This window comes from Agrobacterium sp. ES01, from assembly GCF_050320885.1.
Classification (GTDB): Bacteria; Pseudomonadota; Alphaproteobacteria; order Rhizobiales; family Rhizobiaceae; genus Allorhizobium.
This window is the reverse complement of sequence record NZ_JBNQTH010000008.1, coordinates 12179-28182: the sequence shown is the minus strand read 5'-3', so window position 1 is coordinate 28182 and position 16004 is coordinate 12179. Positions and strand designations below refer to the sequence as shown.

Annotated in this window: 15 protein-coding genes; all 15 read right to left on the bottom strand. The window is 57.1% G+C overall.

Going from position 1 to position 16004, the window contains the following annotated elements; translation table 11 throughout:
* Positions 1-10: 10 nt before the first annotated feature.
* Entirely contained in the window at positions 11-523 is a 513-nt protein-coding gene (locus ACQQ2Q_RS19095) for a chemotaxis protein CheW (RefSeq protein WP_428188717.1), read from the bottom strand.
* A complete protein-coding gene (locus tag ACQQ2Q_RS19090) occupies positions 520-2529 on the bottom strand; it encodes a chemotaxis protein CheA (RefSeq protein WP_428188716.1) in 2010 nt (669 codons plus the stop codon). Before ACQQ2Q_RS19090 ends, ACQQ2Q_RS19095 begins: the two co-directional genes overlap by 4 nt.
* On the bottom strand, positions 2526-2894 hold the full coding sequence (locus ACQQ2Q_RS19085; protein ID WP_428188715.1) for a response regulator: 369 nt from the start codon (positions 2892-2894) through the stop codon (positions 2526-2528). Before ACQQ2Q_RS19085 ends, ACQQ2Q_RS19090 begins: the two co-directional genes overlap by 4 nt.
* Complete coding sequence (locus ACQQ2Q_RS19080; RefSeq protein WP_428188714.1) at positions 2891-3217, bottom strand: STAS domain-containing protein; 327 nt, start codon at positions 3215-3217, stop codon at positions 2891-2893. Before ACQQ2Q_RS19080 ends, ACQQ2Q_RS19085 begins: the two co-directional genes overlap by 4 nt.
* Positions 3214-4323, bottom strand: a complete 1110-nt coding sequence (locus tag ACQQ2Q_RS19075; RefSeq protein ID WP_428188713.1) for an HD domain-containing phosphohydrolase — start codon at positions 4321-4323, stop codon at positions 3214-3216. Before ACQQ2Q_RS19075 ends, ACQQ2Q_RS19080 begins: the two co-directional genes overlap by 4 nt.
* A gap of 231 nt (positions 4324-4554) precedes the next feature.
* The gene (locus ACQQ2Q_RS19070; RefSeq protein ID WP_428188712.1) at positions 4555-5610 is read right to left on the bottom strand and encodes a helix-turn-helix domain-containing protein; all 1056 of its coding nucleotides are present in this window, start codon (positions 5608-5610) and stop codon (positions 4555-4557) included.
* A 341-nt stretch (positions 5611-5951) separates the two neighbouring features.
* The gene (locus ACQQ2Q_RS19065) at positions 5952-7673 is read right to left on the bottom strand and encodes an ABC transporter substrate-binding protein (protein ID WP_428188711.1); all 1722 of its coding nucleotides are present in this window, start codon (positions 7671-7673) and stop codon (positions 5952-5954) included.
* Positions 7674-7752: 79 nt separating this feature from the next.
* Positions 7753-8034 carry a DUF2160 domain-containing protein gene (locus ACQQ2Q_RS19060; protein WP_428188710.1) on the bottom strand — a complete coding sequence of 94 codons (282 nt, stop codon included), beginning with the start codon at positions 8032-8034 and terminating at the stop codon, positions 7753-7755.
* Between the two features lie 15 nt (positions 8035-8049).
* A complete protein-coding gene (locus tag ACQQ2Q_RS19055) occupies positions 8050-8892 on the bottom strand; it encodes a carbohydrate ABC transporter permease (protein ID WP_428188709.1) in 843 nt (280 codons plus the stop codon).
* Positions 8893-8906: 14 nt separating this feature from the next.
* On the bottom strand, positions 8907-9773 hold the full coding sequence (locus ACQQ2Q_RS19050) for a carbohydrate ABC transporter permease (protein ID WP_428188708.1): 867 nt from the start codon (positions 9771-9773) through the stop codon (positions 8907-8909).
* A gap of 2 nt (positions 9774-9775) precedes the next feature.
* The gene (locus ACQQ2Q_RS19045) at positions 9776-10846 is read right to left on the bottom strand and encodes an ABC transporter ATP-binding protein (protein WP_428188707.1); all 1071 of its coding nucleotides are present in this window, start codon (positions 10844-10846) and stop codon (positions 9776-9778) included.
* 11 nt (positions 10847-10857) lie between these two features.
* The gene (locus ACQQ2Q_RS19040) at positions 10858-11943 is read right to left on the bottom strand and encodes an ABC transporter ATP-binding protein (protein WP_428188706.1); all 1086 of its coding nucleotides are present in this window, start codon (positions 11941-11943) and stop codon (positions 10858-10860) included.
* Positions 11944-12001: 58 nt separating this feature from the next.
* Entirely contained in the window at positions 12002-13513 is a 1512-nt protein-coding gene (gene glpD / locus ACQQ2Q_RS19035; RefSeq protein ID WP_428188705.1) for a glycerol-3-phosphate dehydrogenase, read from the bottom strand.
* A gap of 103 nt (positions 13514-13616) precedes the next feature.
* Positions 13617-14399 (bottom strand): DeoR/GlpR family DNA-binding transcription regulator, encoded by a 783-nt coding sequence (locus tag ACQQ2Q_RS19030; RefSeq protein ID WP_428188704.1) that lies wholly within the window; start codon positions 14397-14399, stop codon positions 13617-13619.
* A 337-nt stretch (positions 14400-14736) separates the two neighbouring features.
* Complete coding sequence (locus tag ACQQ2Q_RS19025) at positions 14737-15741, bottom strand: IS30 family transposase (protein ID WP_428188703.1); 1005 nt, start codon at positions 15739-15741, stop codon at positions 14737-14739.
* Between the last annotated feature and the right edge of the window lie 263 nt (positions 15742-16004).

Below are 16004 nucleotides of genomic sequence, written 5' to 3'. Positions count from 1 at the left end.
TCGCGTTCTATCAAGCTGTCGCTTTGATGTTGGATCCGCGCTGCGACGAGAAAATCGCCTGCAGGTTTGGAAGAATGATGAATTCGCCGTCCCTCTTCACGAGGGCATGAATGTAATCGGGCCGCCACCGCATCCCCACGATTGGTGGTGGTTCGCTTGCCGATACCGGAAGCCTTGTGACCTCGTGCACCTTGTCGGTGCGAATGCCGATCAGAGCCAGTTCGCCGTCGAGGTCGAGTTCGGTTACAACGATCCGGCTGTCGATCGTCACGTCGCCGGCCTCCATTCCGAAGGCAACACGGATATCGGCCAGCGGAATGACCTTGCCGCGGAAGTTGATCACGCTGCCAACGAAGGGCAGGCTGCCGGGCACACTGGTTTCCGGCAGAAGATCGAGGATTTCCTGAACCACTGTCGCCTCGATGGCGAAGGTTTCGCCGTTGAGGGTGAAGGTGAGAACCGATAGGTCGTCTGCGCCCATGAAGACTGCGCGGTGGTCTGTCTGGATCTGTTTCTCACTCATCCTGCTGCACGCATTTGCGCCTCCTGTTGCTGGCCGGCTGCGATCAGATGCGCGACATCCAGGATAAGCGCGACATTGCCATCGCCAAGGATGGTTGCGCCTGAGAATGACGACACCTGATCATGCAGCTTCGACATGGATTTGATCACCGTCTGGTGGTCGCCGATGATCTGGTCGACGACCAGACCGACGCGTTCGCGGCCGGTCGAGATGACCACGACCTTCTGGTACTGGTCCGGCTGGCTGCCGGTCCGGAACAATTCCCGCAGACGCAGAAACGGCACGAGGTCGTCTCGAAGCGAGATGAAGCTGCGGCCGCGCGAACGGAGATCTTCTTCGATGGAAAGCTCGAGGCATTCCTCAACCGCAGACAGTGGAATGACGTAGTTTCCGTTACCAACCCGCACCAGCAGTCCGTCGATAATGGCCAGTGTCAGCGGGATGCGTAGGGCAATTTCGGAGCCTGCACCCTGTTCGCTCTTGACGTCGATGGAACCGCGCAGGGCTTCGATGGTCTTCTTGACCACGTCCATGCCCACGCCGCGCCCGGAAAGATTGGTCACCTTCTCGGCTGTCGAGAAACCCGGCTGGAAGATCTGCTGCAGCAATTCCTGATCCGACAGCGTCTGACCGGGTTGGATAAGTCCGCTGGTTTCCGCCTTGGTCCGCACGCGCGCCCGATCGATACCGCGGCCATCATCCTTGATGGTGATGACCACTTCGCTGCCGGTCTGATGAGCCGAGAGCGTGACTTTCCCGGCTGCAGGCTTGCCGGCGGCAATACGGTCTTCTGGCAATTCCAGTCCGTGATCGATGGAGTTGCGCACAAGATGGACCAACGGATCGGCCAGCCTGTCGATCACAGTCTTATCGACCTCGGTACTTTCACCGGTGGTCACAAGCTCGATCTCCTTGCCGGTTTCGCGCGCAAGATCGTGCACCAGGCGGCGGAAGCGACTGAAGAGGCTGGCGACCGGCATCATGCGCAGGACCATCATCGTGTCGCGCAGTTCACCGGCCAGTCGCTCGATTTCTTCAGAAACGGAGCGGAGGCCCAGATCAACAACCGAGCCTGCCATCTGGCTGAGACGCGACTGGGCGATGACCAACTCGCCGACCCGGTCCATCATCTCATCGAGACGAAGTGCCGGAACACGAACATTGTCAGCCTGCCTCTGGGACTTGGCATCGTTTGCCGGCATGCGCTGCTCGTTCGGGGACATGCCGCTGGTGTCGGCCTGCGCTGTCACCGGCTGAGCATCTTCAACAACGCGTGTTGCGGCTACGGCTTCCGGCGTGACGTCCTTCAGCTCCATGACCATGTCGTCCATGACGAAGATGAAGACATCCTCGATGTCGGAGCGCGGCTTGTCGGTGACGATGGTTGCGCTCCAGCCGAGATGAAGTTCTCTCGGATCGAGCGCTTCCAAAAGCGGTAGCGCTTCGGCGCTCACACTCAGCGTGCATTCGCCAAGGTCACGCAATTCGTCGAGCAGCCCCAGCGGATTGGTGCCGTTGATCATGGAATCGGCGGGCAGCCGGAAGTCCAGTTGCCAGGTGCGCGTCGACGCCTGCTCGGGCGTGTCAGCCTTGTTTTGAACGGAGACAGATGGCTGCCTGGAGCCTGTGACCTCGCGACCGACTGCCTGCTGCAATTGCTCGAGAAGTCGCGAGCTCGTTGCATCATGCTCGCCATTGGGTTGGTCGAGCAATGCCTGCATATGGCCCTGGGCGTCGAGCACCGCGGAGATGAGTTCATGCGTTGCCGGGGCTTCGCCCTTGCGCACTCGGTCAAATGCCGTTTCGCAATGATGGGTGAAGGCTGCAAGCTGGTCGAAACCGAACATCGAGCCCGATCCCTTGAGGGTGTGCAGACCGCGGAACACCGCGTCTATCTGCGCCTTGTCGCCGAGGTTACGCGTAAGGTCCAATAGACCCGCCTCGATCACCTCCAGCTGTTCGGCAGCTTCCGTCCGGAAAACCGCAATGGGGTCGAGATTGTTCATCGGCCGAGAACCTTGCGCGCAATCTTGGTGAGGCTTTCAGCGTCGAATGGCTTGGTCAGCCAACCGGTCGCGCCGGCAGCCTTTGCCTGCTGCTTGATTTCCCCGTCGGATTCGGTGGTGAGGAAGATCACCGGCGTACCCATATAGGCAGGGAGCTGCCGCAGGTTCCGGATCATCGTCAGGCCATCCATGTTGGGCATGTTCAGATCGGTGACGATCAGATCAAAGCTGCCAGCCTTCATTTTCTCCAAGCCGTCCGCGCCATCAACCGCCTCGGTGACGGAATAGCCGGCGTTTGTGAGTGCGATCCGCGTGGTCATTCGAATGCTGGCGGAATCGTCTACTGTGAGAATGTTTGCACTCATCTCTGGTCTCCATTCATGGTCAATAGTGAGCCACTGTCGATGGCAGCGGTAATGCCCGCCCGTTCGAGAGTGGCAGCAAATGCGCCGTTGACGGCTGTGCGGATTCGAAGTGCGATGCCCTCTTTCTCAGCCGTTTTTTCTGCTGACAGCAGAAGCTGCGGGAGTGTGAGATCGCATTCGCAATCCGCGGAAATATCGATTTCCAACGGCTGCTTGGCTGTGCGGGCTTCGCTAAAAGCGGCGATCAGCCGATCGCGCGTTTCAGCAACCGTCTTAATCGTCAATGCCCCTTCGAGACGGAGCGTCGTAATGGCTTCGGTCATGCTGCAGTTCCCAGTTTCTGGCTTTTTGAAGGGGTGTCGTGACGGGCATCTTTGATCAGCAATTCAGCTTGCTCGACACCCGCAGACTTGCTGTAGAGAGGACGTATCTGTTCCCATCTGCGATCGAAGGCAGCGACACAGACCGGATCAAAATGGGTTCCGCTGCATCTCAGGATCTCGCGATGGGCTTCGTCTATCGGCCACGCCTTCTTGTAGGGACGTTCAGAGCAGAGAGCGTCGAAGACATCGGCGATGGCAACGATACGTCCCTCCAAGGGAATCTCTTCCCCCGACAGCTTGTGCGGATATCCCGTACCGTCCCATTTCTCGTGGTGGCTTTCGGCGATGGTGGCTGCCGTACGGATAATGTCGGAGGCGCTACCGCCGAGGATCTCTGCTCCGAAGGCGGCGTGCTCGCGCATCTGAGCCATCTCGTCGTCATCAAGAGGACCAGGTTTCTGCAGCACCGCATCCGAGACACCGATCTTGCCGACGTCGTGCAGCGGGCTTGCCACATAGATTTTCTCAGCGGCGTCTGCATCGATCCCAAGTTCCTCTGCGATCATCTTTGTAATGACTGCGACCCGTTCGAGATGGAGGGCCGTCTCGCCGTCACGGCATGCCATGGCTTTCGACAGCCGCCAGATGATCTCCCTTTCCTGGTCGGCGATCCGCTTCTTGGCAGCATCGATTTCAGTTTCCAGATCTTCTGCGCGGCGCGCGAGTGCCCGCTGGGCAATCCGCAGGCCGAGAAGATTGCGCACACGGATAGTCAGCTCCGCCTTGTCGATCGGCTTGGTCAGGAATTCCGTTGCACCGGCTTCGATCGCTGCAAGCTTGATGGCCGGATCGGTTTCCGACGTCAGCATGATGATCGGAATGTCACTGTAGCGTGGCAGCAGGCGAACCTGTGAAATCAGTTCGATACCGTTCAGTCCCGGCATATTGTAGTCGACTAGAATAAGATCCGCCTGCTGCGTTCTCAGGACATTGAGCGCATGATTGGGGTCCAGAAATGTGAGGACTTTGCACGCATCAATAGCCTCGATGCATATCTGCATAAATGAAAGAACTGATGGGCTATCGTCTATTGCGAATATATGCATAGCTTCTCCTGGGCCAGGCAGGATTAACTGCAGGGCAGGACAGATTTATTATGAGAAATGTGATTATTTCCGCGTCATGCGGGGAAAGCCTTCATGATGAAGGCTGGAATATGCAACAATAGGCGGCACTGCATCTTAACGCAGACTTAAGCCTATATTGTTTTTGAGCTTCACACCAAGAATATGCGCGTTCGTGATAAGCTTGCGTTTTTGTGATGCCGATAAGCGTGCTTACTGGTCGTTCGCGCGTTCTCTGCGGGTGGCAGATGGCGATTCGCCAAACATGCCGCGATAACGGGCCGCGAAATATCCCATATGGCTGAAGCCCCAGCGCGATGCGATCTGTTCGATCGTTTGGCTCTCATTCCCATACAGGAGTTCGTGGCGCACGCGGTTCAGCCGAATTTGCTGGATATAGGCATTGGGGCTTGTGGACAGATACTGCCGGAACGAATTCTGCAAAGTGCGGATGCTGGCGCCTGACCGCCGAGCAAGTTGTTCGATCGAAAATTCCTCGCCTGCATGTTGGTCGAGCCAATCGACGGCACGCTCGAGATGTCGTGGCAATGCAACCGTGGGGGCCAGTGAATCTTCGCGTCGAGGCCAAAAGCTTGCAAAAGTCATGATCAACGCATCTCGAAGCAGAAGCGCGCCAGTCGGGGCTTCGAGAAAAGGATGCGATTGGTCGATATCGCCGATCAGCAGCATGGCGATTTGCAAGATGACCTCAATGCCGGCAACGCTGATCCCGACTTGGGAGAGAAAGTTGCCAAGTAGTGCCGCTTTACTGGAGTGCTTGCTCCCTAAAAGAGCGGTCAAACGATTGAAGGGAACGGCAATTCCGATCTTGCTGGAGCCCTGGCTCGCGATCACTTCGACATTTTTGGTATCCTTTAGGAGCACAGCGCTGTTGGCAGATGCGTGAATTTCTTCACCGTTGGCGCGGAACGTGAATTTGCCGGCTTCGATGAAGTGAATTTCGAAATGATACTGGTTTGGGCATCCGTAACGGACGCCGTAGCCAGACTGTGAAGCTGAACGCCAGAACGTCATGTTCTGAACAATTGCCAATTCCACCTTCAGGTCGAACGTGTCCGAGGGTTGGTGAAGATCCAGATTGATTGGCCTGAACACTTTTTCGACAACGGTCTGCGCGTCAATTGTACTGTTTGATTCGATGATATGTTTTCTCAGATGGGGCATAAAATACGGCTTTGTCGCAAATTCGTTTAGTGAGAATAGTTGGCTGACGGACAGTTGCATCCGATCGCGCACGGCGAGTTGCACACTTCATCGCTGTAAAAAGTGGTTGTGCCGTTGCTGATATTTGCGGCGTCACATTTGGACCCACTGCAGTATCAAGCTCGCGGTACCACATGGAATTCCAAGCCTGCATACCTGCTTGTTTGCAGAATTCGAATATTTCAATCTGAAGATAAGGTAACAAAGCTGTGATGGCAACAAAGTGTATGCGACGCAAATTGGAGCGACGCGATCGCAGTGGCTCCACATCCAAAGATGTTGCCTTTCTGCCCACGCTTCCGTCGTGAAGCGGGTTGTCGCCAAACGCAAACCGGGGCGCTTCAGCGAAGCGCCCCGGTCCATTCTCACTCACAATTTGAGTGGAATTACTTCTGCCAGCTCTTGACCAATTCGTCATAATTGACAGTCAAAGGCTTTTCTTTCTCGTTCTCGATCTTCAGCTGCGGTGCAAGATTGCCCTTGGCGACCGCATCCTTGTTCCAGTATTCCAGATCATGCTCTTCGGCGAGCTTCGGCCCGATATCACCCTGAATACCGGAGCGTTCGATACGCGCCATGACCTTTTCCTGCTCTTCGCAGAGCGAGTTCATGGCTTCCTGCGCGGTCTTTGCCCCGGAGGATGCATCGCCGATGGCCTGCCACCAAAGCTGAGCCAGCTTCGGATAGTCAGGCACGTTGGTGCCGGTTGGCGACCACTGAACACGAGCTGGCGAACGATAGAACTCGATCAGGCCGCCGAGCTTTGGTGCGCGCTCGGTGAAGCTCTTGTCCTGGATCGTCGATTCACGTGTCAGTGTCAGGCCGACATGGCTCTTCTTCACATCGACCGTCTTGGATGTCACGAACTGCGCATAGAGCCATGCGGCCTTGGCGCGGTCGTCCGGGGTGGACTTCATCAGTGTCCAGGAACCCACATCCTGATAGCCGAGCTTCATACCGTCCTTCCAATAGACGCCGTGTGGGCTTGGAGCGAAGCGCCACTTCGGAGTGCCGTCCTCGTTGACCACTGGCAGGCCATCCTTGACCATGTCTGCGGTAAACGCCGTGTACATGAACATCTGCTGGGCAATCTCGCCCTGGGCCGGAACCGGACCGGATTCAGAGAAGGTCATGCCTTCGGCTGCTGCCGGAGCATAGGCCTTGATCCAGTGGAGATATTTCTGGATGGAGTAGACAGCTGCAGGGCCATTGGTGTCACCACCACGGGCAACGCAGGAGCCGACCGGACGGGAGTTCTCGTCCACCTTGATACCCCATTCGTCGACCGGCAAGCCGTTCGGCAGGCCCTTGTCGCCATTACCAGCCATGGAGAGCCAGGCATCGGTGAAGCGCCAGCCAAGCGACGGGTCCTTCTTGCCGTAGTCCATGTGGCCATAGACTTTTTTGCCGTCGATCTCGCGTCCGGTAAAGAATTCGGCGATGTCTTCATAAGCCGACCAGTTGACCGGTACACCGAGGTCGTAGCCATATTTGGCCTTGAAGTCGGCCTTGTTCTTCTCGTCGTTGAACCAGTCATACCGGAACCAGTAGAGGTTGGCGAACTGCTGGTCGGGCAGCTGGTAGAGATCGCCATCCGGTGCCGTGGTAAAGCTCAGGCCAATGAAATCGTCGAGATCGAGCATCGGATTGGTGACATCCTTGCCCTCATTGGCCATCCACTTGGTGAGCGAGCGGGCCTGCTGGTAGCGCCAATGGGTACCGATCAGGTCACTATCGTTGACATAGGCGTCATAGATGTTCTCGCCGGTCTGCATCTGCGTCTGCAGCTTCTCGACCACATCGCCTTCACCGATCAGGTCATGGGTGACCTTGATGCCGGTGATGGCAGTAAATGCGGCGGCCAGTGTCTTGGATTCATATTCATGCGTGGTCAGCGTTTCGGATGCGACCTTGATATCCATGCCGGCAAATGGCTTCGCGGCATCGATAAACCACTGCATTTCCTTTTCCTGGTCGGCGCGCGAGAGCGTCGACAGATCGCCGATCTCGGCGTCCAGGAATTGTTTTGCCTCGTCCATGCCGGCAAAGGCCGAGCCGGTAAGGGCCAGCAGCATGGCTGCTGTCGATGTGAGTAGGTGCTTTCGCATAGGTTTCCTCCCAAAGTGTGCGATTGCCATTTCTTAAGTTCTGGATGGCGGAAGATGCCGCCAGCAGCCTTGGCTTGCCTCAGACGAAGCGGAAAACGCCGATCGCGTAAACCACCGACAAGGCGAGAGCCCACCACAGGCTGGGGCCTCCCAGGCCCAGCCATGCGAGATGAATGAATGCGGCGCCGAGCAGCGACACGAACAGGCGGTCGCCCCGCGTCGTCTCGAAGCGCAAGATACCGACGCGCGGATTGCCGCCCGGCGAGACATATTCCCAGACCGCCATGCCGGCGATCAGCGAGAAGATGCCGATGAAGAACAGGGCCGTGGGCAGCGTCCAGGCCATCCATGAAAAATCCATAAGAGCCTCCCTTCTTCACACCCGCCCGAGGGCAAAGCCCTTGGCGATGTAGTTGCGGACGAAATAGATGACGATGGCGCCGGGAATGATGGTCAGCACACCGGCAGCAGCCAGCACGCCCCAGTCCATGCCCGATGCAGAAACCGTACGGGTCATGATCGCGGCAATCGGCTTGGCATCCGTCGTCGTCAGCGTACGGGCGATCAGGAGTTCTACCCAGGAGAACATGAAGCAGAAGAAGGCTGCGACCCCGATGCCCGATGCGATCAGCGGCACGAAGATGCGGGCAAAGAAGCGCGGGAACGAGTAGCCGTCGATATAGGCCGTCTCATCGATCTCCTTCGGCACGCCCGACATGAAGCCTTCGAGGATCCAAACCGCCAGAGGTACGTTGAACAGGCAGTGCGCCAGGGCAACAGCAATATGGGTGTCGATCAGTCCGAAGGCTGAATAGAGCTGGAAGAAGGGCAGGGCAAACACGGCCGGCGGTGCCATGCGGTTGGTCAGCAGCCAGAAGAAAAGATGCTTGTCACCGAGAAAGCGGTAGCGCGAGAAGGCATAGGCTGCAGGCAAGGCGGCGGCCACGGAGATCACCGTGTTCATCACCACATAGATGATCGAATTGATGTAGCCCTTGTACCAGGACGGATCAGTGAAAATCACCACGTAGTTGCCGAGCGTCGGATTGTGCGGATAAAGCGAAAACGATCCGGTAATCTCGGTATTGGTCTTGAAGCTCATGTTGAGGAGCCAGTAGATCGGCAGCAAAAGGAACAGGATATAGATTGTCGGGATGAGCCAGGACAGGTTCCGTCCCTGCGTCTGGCCGGCTTGGGTCTGTTGCACGTGAGCACTCATGATCTCGCCTCCCTTCAAGACTGTTCGTCACTGCTGGTCATGATCGTATAGAAGACCCATGACAGCAGGAGGATGATGAGGAAGTAGACAAGCGACATGGCAGCAGCCGGTCCAAGGTCGAACTGTCCAACGGCCATCTTGACCAGATCGATGGACAGGAAGGTGGTCGAATTGCCAGGCCCGCCGCCGGTCACCACGAATGGCTCGGTATAGATCATGAAGGAGTCCATGAAGCGCAGCAGTACCGCGATCAGCAACACGCGCTTCATCTTCGGCAACTGGATGTAACGGAAGACGGACCAGCGCGAGGCGCCGTCGATCTTGGCCGCCTGGAAATAGGCATCCGGAATGGAGACCAGTCCGGCATAGCAGAGCAGAACGACAAGGCTCGTCCAGTGCCAGATATCCATGACGATCAGCGTGACCCAGGCATCTCCGACATTGCCGACATAGTTGTAGTCGATGCCGAGCGAATAGAGCGTGTAGCCTAAAAGGCCGATATCGACGCGACCGAAAACCTGCCAGATGGTACCGACCACATTCCACGGGATCAAAAGCGGTAACGCCATCAGCACCAGGCAGACTGGCACGCCCAAGCCCTTCTTCGGCATGTTGAGGGCAATGAGAATGCCAAGCGGTATTTCGATTGCCAGGATGACGATCGAGAAAAACAGGTTGCGCGCCAGCGCCTGCCAGAAACGATCGGAGTGCAGAAGATCGACGAACCAGTCCGTGCCGGCCCAGAAGAACTGATTATTGCCGAACGTGTCCTGAACCGAATAGTTGACAACTGTCATCAGCGGAATGACCGCCGAAAATGCCACCAGCACCAGCACCGGCAGCACCATGAACCAGGCCTTGTTGTTCCAGGTCTTTTCCATGATCAGCCCTCCATCCCAGTGCGCCAGCTATCGGCGTAGATTCCGATTGCATCGGTGTCGAAGGTCACCCTCGCGTCTACCGGTATGTCGCTGTCTTCGCTAAGAACAATGGCGAGCGGCTCGCCGCAGAATTCTGCGCGCACGATCTTCTGTCGACCGATGTCTTCAACCTTGCGGATCGTCACTGGCATGCCTTCATGACCGAGCCTGATGAATTCCGGGCGAATGCCCAGCTCTGTCTTGGGTTTGCCGGTTATTTTCGGCCTTGAGGGCAGGGCGATCGTCTGGTCGCCGACGACGGCGCTTGCGCCATCAATTCGGGCAGGCATCAAGTTCATGCCGGGCGACCCGATGAAGTAGCCGACAAAGGTGTGGCTTGGCCGCTCAAACAGCTCCGCCGGCGTGCCGATCTGCACGATCTCGCCATCATACATCACCACCACCTTGTCGGCGAAGGTGAGCGCCTCCGTCTGGTCATGGGTCACATAGACCATGGTGAAGCCCGATTGCCGATGCAGGCGCTTCAATTGCGAACGCAAAACCCATTTCATATGCGGGTCGATCACAGTCAGCGGCTCGTCGAACAGGATGGCATTGACGTCGGCGCGCACCAGACCGCGACCAAGCGAGATCTTCTGCTTCTGGTCTGCAGTCAGCCCTTGCGCCTTCTGCTTTGCCATGTCCGCCAGATCGATCATCGTCAGAATTTCATTGACGCGTTTGGTCACATCCGCTTCCGGAACCTGACGATTGCGCAGGGGAAAGGCGAGATTGTCGAACACGCTCATGGTGTCGTAGACCACCGGGAACTGGAAGACCTGAGCGATATTGCGCTGCTGGGTGGACAGATGGGTGACGTCCACACCGTTGAACTCAATGCGGCCGTCCGAGGGTTGCAACAGCCCGGAAATGATGTTGAGCAAGGTGGTCTTGCCGCAGCCGGAGGGACCGAGCAGCGCATAGGCGCCGCCATCGTCCCATTCGTGATGAACTTCCTTCAGCGCATAATCGCCGGCAGCTTTTGCCTGGGCGCTGTAAGCGTGGCGGATGTGGTCGAGATTGATGCGAGCCATGGTTCTCTCCCTTAATCCGCTTCGTGACCGGCACCGGCCAGCGAACGGCCTGTCCGCTGGTCGAATGCCATCAGGTGGCGTGTATCGAGATAGACCTCGATGGTCTGGTCCGCGTCGATGTCGTGAATGCCGTGCGCCAGCATCACCCAGCGGGCGCCGGCATATTCCAGGTGAATGAAGCTTTCCGAACCGGCAATTTCCGAGACCAGCGTGCGCGCGCTCAAGGCGGTGGATAAGCCGTCACGCGGTTTCAGGAACAGGTGATGCGGTTGAAACGCAACCGTCACCGGTCCGTCCGGAATACCCGTCAGATGGACGGGCAGGGGCATGACGGTTGCGCCATTCAGCGTCAACACATCGCCGGACTTGACCAGTTCCAGGGTGTTGAGCGGTGGATCGGCAAAGGTCTTGGCCGTCAGCAGGTCGACCGGATTGCGATAGATCTTGATGGTTTCGTCGAACTGCGTCACCCGCCCCTCGCTGAGGGTCGCCGTGTGCCCGCCCAGCAAAAGAGCCTCGGACGGTTCCGTTGTCGCATAGACGAAGATCGCGCCGGATTCGGCAAACAGCTTGGGCAGCTCTTCGCGCAATTCTTCACGGAGCTTGTAGTCCAGATTGGCAAGAGGCTCGTCGAGCAGCACCAGATTGGCTTTCTTGACGATAGCGCGGGCAAGCGCTGTGCGCTGCTGCTGGCCGCCGGACAGATTGAGAGGCGTGCGATCCAGATAAGGTGTAAGCCGCAGCAGTTCGGCGGCCTTGCGAACCTCCTGATCGATGGTTGCCTTGTCGGCCCCGGCAATACGCATCGGCGAGGCAATGTTCTCATAAACGCTGAGCGCCGGGTAGTTGATGAACTGCTGGTACACCATCGCGACATTGCGCTTTTGAACCGGCATGCCGGTGACATCCTCGCCGTCGAAATGGATGCTGCCGTCGGTCGGCTTGTCCAGCCCCGCCATCAGTCGCATCAGCGAGGTCTTGCCGGACAGCGTTGGCCCGAGCAACACGTTCAGCGTACCCCGCTGAAACGTCAGGTCGGTTGGGTGGATATGATATCCACCGCCTGCCATCTTCGACACATTGCGCAATTCAAGCATGTTTTCCTCGGGCCTCCTCCAAACCGTCGGTCTATTTCAAGGTTACCGGCAGAGCCGGTCAGGCAGCGTGTTGCGCCTTCATATAGTCTCCCAGTTCCGCGGCCTGTTCAGCCGACAGGAACAATCCCTGTTTGGTGCGCCGCCAGAGAATATCCTCCGCCGTGCGCGCCCACTCCTTGTCCATCAGATATCGGACTTCTGCCTCGTAGAGCGTGCCCCCGAAATGCCGACCGAGATCTGCGGCACTGGCCGCATCTCCCAGGATCTCCCGTGCCTTCGTTCCGTAGCATCGCACCAGTCGTTCGGCGTAAAGCTCACCAACAAACGGATGCGCCTTCATCAATTTGTCGACCTGCTGGCGATAGCCCGTTGCAGGGAAATCGCCACCTGGAAGCGCGCTTCCCTCTGTCCACGGCGAGCCCTTGGTGCCGATCATCTCGGCGATCTTCTCGATCGCGTGTTCGGACAGCCGACGATAGGTTGTCAGCTTGCCGCCGAATACGTTGAGAAGGGCCGCACCCTCTGCGGGTGCGTCGAGCTTCAGCACATAATCCCGCGTCGCTTCCTGGGCTTTCGAAGCACCGTCGTCGTAAAGCGGGCGCACTGCCGAATAGCTCCAGACGATATCGTCAGGGCGAACCGGTTCGGCAAAATACTCGCTTGCTGCATTGCAGAGATAGCTCACCTCTTCTCCACTGATTTTCACATCTTTCGGATCGCCTGTATAGTCACGATCCGTGGTGCCGATCAGGGTGAAATCCTTTTCATAGGGGATGGCAAAGATGATGCGATTGTCGGGGTTCTGAAAAAAGTAAGCGCGCGGATCGGAGAATTTCTTCTTCACGACGATATGACTGCCCTGCACCAGGCGGACATTATGGACATTGTTGCGCCCGAATGTGCCGGCGAGAACATTATCCACCCACGGACCCGCCGCATTCACCAGCATGCGCGCCGTGTGAACCGTCGTTTCACCACTATGCTCATTGCGCACCGTGACCTGCCAGACAGCGCCCTCACGGCGGGCCGACACGACCTTTGTGCGATTGAGAATGGTTGCACCGCGATCCGCTGCATCGCGGGCATTGAGCACCACCATGCGGGCATCATCGACCCAGCCATCGGAATACTCGAATGCCTTGCTGAACAGGGGTTTCAACGGCTTTCCTGCCGCATCGTGGCGCAGGTCCAGCGTCTTGGTTGCGGGTAAAAGTTTACGGCCGCCCAGATGATCGTACAAAAACAGACCGAGCCGGATCAACCAGGCCGGACGGATACCGCCCTTCTGGAAGGGCAGCACGAAACGCAGCGGCCAGATGACATGTGGCGCCATGGCCCACAGCACTTCTCGCTCCATCAACGCTTCGCGGACCAGTCGAAATTCAAAATGTTCGAGATAGCGCAGACCGCCATGGATCAGCTTGGTGGCACCGGACGATGTGCCCGATGCGAAATCGTTCATTTCGGCAAGCGCGACCTTGTAGCCGCGACCGGCCGCGTCACGCGCAATACCGCAGCCATTGATGCCGCCGCCTATGACGAAAAGATCGAATTCAGTATCGCTGGACATTCCCCACCCACTTTCGCATTGCAGCATTCTATTGCGCTTGCGAACATATTTATATTTAATTTGAAATGAAAACGAATGTCAAACGAAACATAAAATGAAAGTTTCAATCAGCTGTGGAATCGACGCCGCTGGTCTCGATCAGCCGTACTTCATTATCCACACAGACCCGCCGAACCGATGCCACGGGACAGAAATCGGTGATAAAGGTGTGGACCTGGCTTAAGTGACCGATGCGGACGGGCGCTGTGCGCTCGAACTTCGACGCATCGGAGACCAGAATGACGTGGCGGGCGTTGGCAATGATCGCCTGCGCGACCTTCACTTCGCGATAGTCGAAATCCAGAAGTGCGCCATCGCTGTCGATCGCCGACACCCCGATAACCGCAAAATCGACCTTGAACTGCTTGATGAAATCAACTGCCGCTTCGCCGACGATGCCGCCATCCGATCCGCGCACAACACCGCCTGCAATGACCACTTCGATGGATGGAAAGACACGCAACCTGTTGGCAACATTGATGTTGTTGGTAATGACCATCAGTTCCTTGTGGTCTGCTAAAGCCTCGCCAACCGCCTCTGTCGTGGTGCCAATATTGATAAAGAGAGAGGAGTTGTCGGGAATGAGGGCTGCGGCGGCCTCGCCGATGGCCTGCTTTTGCGTAGCGGCAATGGAGCGGCGCGCCTCGTATTTGACGTTCTCGTTGCCGCTTGGAAACAGCGCGCCGCCATGGATGCGGGTCAGTGCCTTTCCATCGCACAGGTCGTTGAGATCCTTGCGGATGGTTTGGGGCGTCACCTGAAACAATGTCGCGAGGTCATCGACCAGAACCCGGCCCTGTTCCTTGGCAAGCGCCACGATTTCCGTCTGTCGGCTGCTCAGCAACATGGCGATACTTTCCTTGCAGATGCGTTTCGCCATCATTTTACGAGAAAACGAAAGTCTGCCAAGCATTCGTTTTCGGGTTGCTACGGTAAAGAGTGGGTAGCACGAAAACGGGCAGGGCTGCGGTCGGCCAATTTCAGCCCGCAGCAACGGCTTTTCGATTTTGACAAGATCACGAACCGCTGCGGGTCGCGATCGCTCATCGCTATCATTCCCATCTGCTATCTCCCAGGCATCATTGAAACCCGGGGAGTGTGACATTCCAACTTTGCAGAAACAGGACATTCTAACTTTTGTTGGTTCCATCTTGAATGCAACACTTGTTGGAAATCTACACGCATCACCGTTGGAGAGCCAATAGATGCTGGCTGAACATCTCCTTCGGCGTGTGAAACCCCAGGCATTTGCGCGGCGTGTTATTCAGCGTGTCACACAAGGAGCGGATCTCCTGATTGCTGACATCCAGCACGATCGTTTCCGGCGGCAGGTAACGTCGAACACGCTTGTTTGTGTTTTCGACCGTGCCTTTCTGCCATGGAGCTTGGGGGTCGCAGAACCAGGCGGCCGTTCCCATGCCGTGCTCGAGCTCACGCCATGATACGAACTCCAACCCTCGATCAAATGTCAGACTTTGCCTGGCTTGAACGGGCAGGGGTGCCAGATGCCGTATCAACTGGTTCATGATCGGCTTCGAGCGCCGGTCATTGTTGCGAAACAGCAGAGTGTAACGGCTCTTGCGCTCCACGACGGTGGCGATGTTTGCGGCGCCATATTCCTTTCTGAAGATCATCAGATCCGCTTCCCAGTGACCGAACTCACTTCGGGAATTGATGCTGTCAGGTCTGTTGCGAATGGCGCATTCCATTGGAAAGATGAGGCTTCTGGGTTTGCGTGCATATCTCGGTCGCCGTCTGCGCCGTCGTTCGGGCAGGTGACGCGCCAATTGCTGATCCTGGCCTTCCTGTGAATAGACGTATTGATAGATTGTCTCATGGCACAGCCGCGTGGCGACACCACCGGCAAGCCGTAGCCGACCGGCAATCTGTTCTGGCGACCAGCCGTCCTTGAGCCGATCTATTACGGCAGCGCACAGACTAGGATCGCGCAGTAGCTTGCGGTATTTACGACGCCGGTCGACCGCCATCCCATGTGCCGTGACGTGCCAGTATCCTTCGGCAATCGGAGCCTCACGGTCGTGCCAGAAATTGCGTCGCAGCTCCCGGCAGATCGTCGAACGGTCGCGACGAAGGGCTCGTGCGATCTCAGCCTGACTGATCTTCTTCTCATGCATCCGCGCAATGATGCGACGTTCGTCCAAACTCAACTGAACAAAAGAGCGGGCCATTCCATCCTCCTGAAACCATGGCCATTATTGTCTTCGTTGCATTTGAAAATGGAATGTACCCCCGCTACACTATCCGCTCGCGTAATACGAATTATGGAACCATCCGATAAGGCTACGGCATCCACACTGTCATACGCTCAGGCGATGTTGGCGTCATCAACGATCGTCTCACCGAACCCCACGTCACTAGTTGGCGAACACGCCCTCGTCGGCACACATCGCCGCAGCTCCGACAATATTATCGACCACCGGCTCATCGTCGA

Bases quoted from the DNA above. Each gene is read 5' to 3' on its own strand.
- ACQQ2Q_RS19025 (WP_428188703.1), bottom strand. From the start codon at position 15,741: ATGGCCCGCTCTTTTGTTCAGTTGAGTTTGGACGAACGTCGCATCATT.
- ACQQ2Q_RS19090 (WP_428188716.1), bottom strand. From the start codon at position 2,529: ATGAACAATCTCGACCCCATTGCGGTTTTCCGGACGGAAGCTGCCGAA.
- ACQQ2Q_RS19040 (WP_428188706.1), bottom strand. From the start codon at position 11,943: ATGCTTGAATTGCGCAATGTGTCGAAGATGGCAGGCGGTGGATATCAT.
- ACQQ2Q_RS19055 (WP_428188709.1), bottom strand. From the start codon at position 8,892: ATGAGTGCTCACGTGCAACAGACCCAAGCCGGCCAGACGCAGGGACGG.
- ACQQ2Q_RS19085 (WP_428188715.1), bottom strand. From the start codon at position 2,894: ATGAGTGCAAACATTCTCACAGTAGACGATTCCGCCAGCATTCGAATG.
- ACQQ2Q_RS19095 (WP_428188717.1), bottom strand. From the start codon at position 523: ATGAGTGAGAAACAGATCCAGACAGACCACCGCGCAGTCTTCATGGGC.
- ACQQ2Q_RS19050 (WP_428188708.1), bottom strand. From the start codon at position 9,773: ATGGAAAAGACCTGGAACAACAAGGCCTGGTTCATGGTGCTGCCGGTG.
- ACQQ2Q_RS19060 (WP_428188710.1), bottom strand. From the start codon at position 8,034: ATGGATTTTTCATGGATGGCCTGGACGCTGCCCACGGCCCTGTTCTTC.
- ACQQ2Q_RS19030 (WP_428188704.1), bottom strand. From the start codon at position 14,399: ATGTTGCTGAGCAGCCGACAGACGGAAATCGTGGCGCTTGCCAAGGAA.
- ACQQ2Q_RS19045 (WP_428188707.1), bottom strand. From the start codon at position 10,846: ATGGCTCGCATCAATCTCGACCACATCCGCCACGCTTACAGCGCCCAG.
- ACQQ2Q_RS19080 (WP_428188714.1), bottom strand. From the start codon at position 3,217: ATGACCGAAGCCATTACGACGCTCCGTCTCGAAGGGGCATTGACGATT.
- ACQQ2Q_RS19075 (WP_428188713.1), bottom strand. From the start codon at position 4,323: ATGCATATATTCGCAATAGACGATAGCCCATCAGTTCTTTCATTTATG.
- glpD (WP_428188705.1), bottom strand. From the start codon at position 13,513: ATGTCCAGCGATACTGAATTCGATCTTTTCGTCATAGGCGGCGGCATC.
- ACQQ2Q_RS19065 (WP_428188711.1), bottom strand. From the start codon at position 7,673: ATGCGAAAGCACCTACTCACATCGACAGCAGCCATGCTGCTGGCCCTT.